The following is a 4,673-nucleotide window of genomic DNA, read 5'->3' on the forward strand; positions in this document are numbered from 1 at the left end:
TTGCAATTTTCAATGCAGGGGCTGCGATCCTTAGATAGCGGATTGCTAGCATGTGACATTCCCAGGGAAGTAGCTCTAATTCAGCGTCGAGAAGATTTTAGGGTTCCGGCCCCACCTGATAGGGCATTTAAGGCCTTAATTTATTTCAGTGTTGGCAAGGAAATGATTGCCGATATTGTGGATATTTCCGATAAGGGTATTCAGTTTGATATTCGTCTTGGGGCTACGGAACTAGAGGTCGGAAAAGTTTGGAGTGGTTGCACCTTGGAGAGATTGCAAGCTCGCACCGCTAAGTTCGATCTCATTATTCGGAGCATTAGACCAAGCCTTCTGGAGGAGTCACGAGTCCGAGTGGGTTGTGAGCTTTATGAGCCAACCCGCTTAAATGAAAATGAATTTGTGAGCACCAGGACGGCCATTCAGAGCTCTAGGGTAAACAGGCGCATTAATTACTGGTATCAGGAAGCCTCCTGGTGCTAACTTTATGCCCTAATGTAGGGCAATAAAAATTCATCGATAATGAGCCATTCAATAAAATAAATGTCTTACTAGGAGCTAGGGATTATGGGTTACGGTGCAATTGAACTAGGTCAATTAAATATGCAGAAAGGCAAGTTTGATGTTGCCTTTGATATTTTGTATGACTGCGCAGTAAATGACCAAAATGATGATGCAGTTTTCCTGATGACCAAAATGGTATTTGATGGAAATCTCTCTCCAGAACACATTGAAAAATTCTATGAACTACAAAATGGCCATACCAGTTTAGGCAACGGCTATGCGCTATTTAATGTGGGGTTGATGCACGAACGTGGTCTTGGAAAAGTTGCTCAGAATTACAAGGTGGCAGTTGAGTACTATCAAAAGGCTATTAAAGAGGAAGTTAAGGATGCCTACTGTAATTTAGGCAATATTCTTGCGCTAGGCTTGGGTATGGATCAAGGAGTGCCGCGAGATGTAAATAGTGGAATCAAGTTTTTAGCCATGGGCGCTCAAGAGGGTAGTCGGCAGTGTGCTTATACCTTGGGCTCACTCTATGGCAAAGGTGAATTTGTTCCGCAGGATCTTAAAAAAGCGTTTTATTACCTCTCACTGGCAGCGCTACAAGGCCATGATCAGGCAAAGCGGGTGCTTCATATTTTTGTCCATAGCCATAAAGAAGACTACGATGCAGAGATGTCTGCTGCCGAGGAAGCATTTGGCAAGATTCAGAATTTGCGCATGCTTTATAAGTGCTTATAAGAATTATTTAAGACATAAATCAAGCCTCAAAAGCCTACAGCTTTTGAGGCTTTTTCTTTTTGTGCTCAAACTGAAATCAAGCTTCATGTTCTAAAATAGAGCCTTCACTTAATCGATTGGTGTTTTATGCAGTTTGATAATTCTCGTTTAGATATCGCCACCTTAAATCTCAGAAAAGGTAGGTATGATGCTGCGTTCGAGATTTTTTATGACTTAGCGACAATCGATTTAGATCAAGAAGCGCAGTTTGCCCTAACCAAGATGTGTTTTGATGGTCATCTTGATCCAGAGCAAATTAATAAACTATTTACTTGGGTAAATTCCAATAGCAGTTTAGGTAATGGTTATGCCCACTTCAATGTGGGTCTCATGCATGAGCGCGGTATGGGAGAAATCAAGCAAGACTATAAGACTGCCATTGAGTATTACGAGAAGGCTATCAAGGAAGAGGTGCATGATGCCTACTGTAATCTTGGAAATATCTATGCTTTAGGTCTTGGTGAAGAGCAAGGTGTGCCTAGGGATGTTCGCAAGGGTATTGCATATTTAGCCAAGGGCGCTGAAGAGGGGAGCCGTCAGTCTGCCTATACCTTGGGCTGTTTATATGAAAAAGGGGAATACATTCCTCAAGATCATAAAAAGGCTTGTTATTACTTGGTGCTGGCAACCCTTCAAAAACATGATCAAGCCCATCGAGTGCTCATTATGTTTCAGCATGCCAACAAGGGTAATTACGATAAAGAATTTGATGCTGCGGAAGCGCAGTTTGGAAAAATTCAGAACATGCGCACGCTATATAGGTCTCTGTAACTGAGAGCAGTAGTCGTACGGTGCTAGTGATTAGACTTTCAGTTTGGCTCTAATCCGAATCATTCCCTGAGTATGAATTTGGCTAATACGGCCTGGGGTGATGTTCATCACTTGGGCAATTTCTCGATAAGACAAGTCTTCCTGGTAATGCAGTGCAAATACCAGTTTTTCATTTTCAGGTAATCCCTCAAGAATAGTTGCTATGCGATCTGCCAACTGACTCATCGCAACTGCTCTCATCGGGTCTGAATCATCGGCATCAGAAGGTAGTAAATCATCTGATAAATCATCGAGTGGCATCAAGTGCACCATATTGGCCATGATGGCATGGTAGGCCTCAATGGTGATTTCTGCGCTACTGGCAATTTCTTTTTCGGACGGGTGGCGGCCTAAGTTTTGCTCCAGCTTGCGGGTGACTTTTTCAAGTCCTACGAGTTCATCCCGCTGATTACGTGGAAGAATGTCATTTTTACGGCAGGAGTCATAGATAGCCCCACGAATACGAGTTCTCGCATAAGCTTCAAAAGCTAAATTGGCCTGCGGCTCGTAGCGGGTTAGGGCATCTAGGAGACCAGTTAGACCTTCTTGGATAAGGTCGTCCACTTCCACATTAGGCGGCAGTCTTGAGCAAATTTGATGAGCAATCCGCTTGACTAGCGGTAAGTGCTCTTCAATGGCTTGATTGATATCAATTGACTGGGAATAAGTGGATGGCTTCAATCACAACTCGTTTATTGGGAATACTTAATTTTATGCGACTTAGCTCGTAATCTTTGCGGAAATCGCCTTAAAGAATCCCATGGGCATCACAAATTCATGCGTCTCGCCTTTGCTGACTGGATTCCAAGTCAAATCATCAGGGTCTAGCTCAACGCGTTCGGCAGTCAAAGCTTTGATCCATCCAATGAAATCTAAGGGCTGCTCGAGTGCAGAAACGGATGCGTTGTGGAGTTTTTCAAAGGCCTGAGAACCAGCAGCTTCATCTTCACCGCCCACAATCAATACGGAGAGCGGCTCATCAATTTGCAAAATTGCCATTTGACGAATCATCACCATGGCCTTTTTGAGGGAATCTTGATCGCTTGCGGTTACTAATATGCGTTTGATATTACTGCCGTAGTAGGCAACGATATTTGCCTGAGGATCAATTGTTGGAAAAACGATGTAGTCGATATCAATTTCATGATTAACTAAGCGTTGATCCAGCTGAGGATATTTAGCAAAACGATGGGCGATCTCTGGGCGCAATTTAACGCTCGTGGCATACCAAAAATTCTCTTCAATGGCTTTAATGCTTCTTGCCAAATTGATGGAGCTAGTAAACACTTGTCCTAAGTCATAGCGGACTGGGTATAAAAACCCGGACATTGTTTTGCGATCTGATAAAGCAATCTCATCAATCAGAAGTACCCTGTGACCCAACTGCTTAATACTATGCGCTGTGCCATGACCCAAGTGAATAGTGGAGTCTGGATCGAGCGTACTGGCAATACAAATGACCCTCGATAACTCAGCGCCAAAGATATTGCGTAAACCCGCAGCTTGATCCACGCTACCTGTAGTTGTTGTACTCATTGATTGACTTTGCGAATCCAGTCACCCAGGTGGTCTGAAAGAAGAGCGGGTACCTGTTCATCAGTAATCGAGAAGGTTTCTGAGAATGCACGCATCGCCATCGCACGGTGACTCAAATAATTAATATCGGGCTGACTGAGATCTTCGGGAACGCGTTGACCATTAGAGACAAACATGACTGATAAATCATGACGAATCACACTATCAATCACTGGTGCAAGATGGGCTGCCTCATCAATCTTGGTGATGATGACAGAATCCAGTTTTTCACCATTGGCATTTTGCATAGCCTGGTTGTGCAAGCTAATCACTTCTTCTTGAGTACGCAGATCGGTAGTAGAGCTCATAACTAAAATGCGACGTGCCTTGTTGGAGCCATGCTCTAGTAATTGAGATTGCTCAACCATCAGCGTATCGCGTTGGCTCACACCGGCGGTATCTAGCAGGACAATCTTGCGATTAGAGAAGTCCTTAATCTTTGCAGCTAAATCTTCGCTATCTCGCACAGCAGTGACTGAAAGCCCCAGGATTTTTGCAAATGTTTTGAGTTGCTCTTGGGCGCCAATACGATAGGTATCGGTTGTGAGAAGGGCGACTTGATTGCGGCCATAGCGCAATACACAACGCGCAGCAATTTTGGCAACAGTGGTTGTTTTGCCTACCCCGGTAGGTCCAATAAAGGCAAAGACGCCGCCGCGATCAAAGATGTCAAAGGCATGCGATGTCTTGATCATGCATTTGACTTGTTCACGGGCATTTTTTAGCAATGCTGGCAAACTCAAGTCCTGAGGCAAGTTACGTGCAATCTCGGCGCATAGCTTGGGAGAGAATCCGCTATTGAGAAGGTGTTTCACGATCTCGGTAACGTGGGTATTTTCCTGTTGGATATTTCCCCAGAAATTACCGGCAACATGCGATTGCAGTAAGTATTTAACTTCACTGATTTCAGAAAGCAGCTTTTCTACTTTAGGTGAACTGCCTGATTCAAATATATTGGAGACTGCTGGAGCGGCAGGCACTGCAGGTGCAGCGGCCGCAGCAGGCGC

General features: G+C 44.3%; 6 protein-coding genes. 3 read left to right on the plus strand and 3 right to left on the minus strand.

Annotated elements, in window-relative coordinates:
- From B7Y67_RS11160 to B7Y67_RS11170, 3 genes are all read left to right on the plus strand, one after another.
- Positions 1-480: hypothetical protein (locus B7Y67_RS11160; protein WP_293598706.1), on the plus strand; the 480-nt coding region annotated here is incomplete at its 5' end.
- An 84-nt stretch (positions 481-564) separates the two neighbouring features.
- Complete coding sequence (locus tag B7Y67_RS11165; protein ID WP_293598707.1) at positions 565-1,242, plus strand: tetratricopeptide repeat protein; 678 nt, start codon at positions 565-567, stop codon at positions 1,240-1,242.
- Between the two features lie 126 nt (positions 1,243-1,368).
- On the plus strand, positions 1,369-2,052 hold the full coding sequence (locus B7Y67_RS11170; protein WP_215302747.1) for a tetratricopeptide repeat protein: 684 nt from the start codon (positions 1,369-1,371) through the stop codon (positions 2,050-2,052).
- A gap of 30 nt (positions 2,053-2,082) precedes the next feature.
- Here the strand turns inward: B7Y67_RS11170 and B7Y67_RS11175 are convergent, their stop codons facing one another.
- From B7Y67_RS11175 to flhF, 3 genes are all read right to left on the minus strand, one after another.
- Complete coding sequence (locus B7Y67_RS11175) at positions 2,083-2,772, minus strand: FliA/WhiG family RNA polymerase sigma factor (RefSeq protein WP_215302749.1); 690 nt, start codon at positions 2,770-2,772, stop codon at positions 2,083-2,085.
- Positions 2,773-2,811: 39 nt separating this feature from the next.
- On the minus strand, positions 2,812-3,627 hold the full coding sequence (locus B7Y67_RS11180; protein WP_293598708.1) for a hypothetical protein: 816 nt from the start codon (positions 3,625-3,627) through the stop codon (positions 2,812-2,814).
- Positions 3,624-4,673, minus strand: a 1,050-nt coding sequence (flhF, locus tag B7Y67_RS11185; protein ID WP_293598709.1) for a flagellar biosynthesis protein FlhF, incomplete at its 5' end; no start/stop codon positions are given. The genes B7Y67_RS11180 and flhF, both read right to left, overlap by 4 nt.

The sequence above is a fragment of the Polynucleobacter sp. 35-46-11 genome, assembly GCF_002281105.1.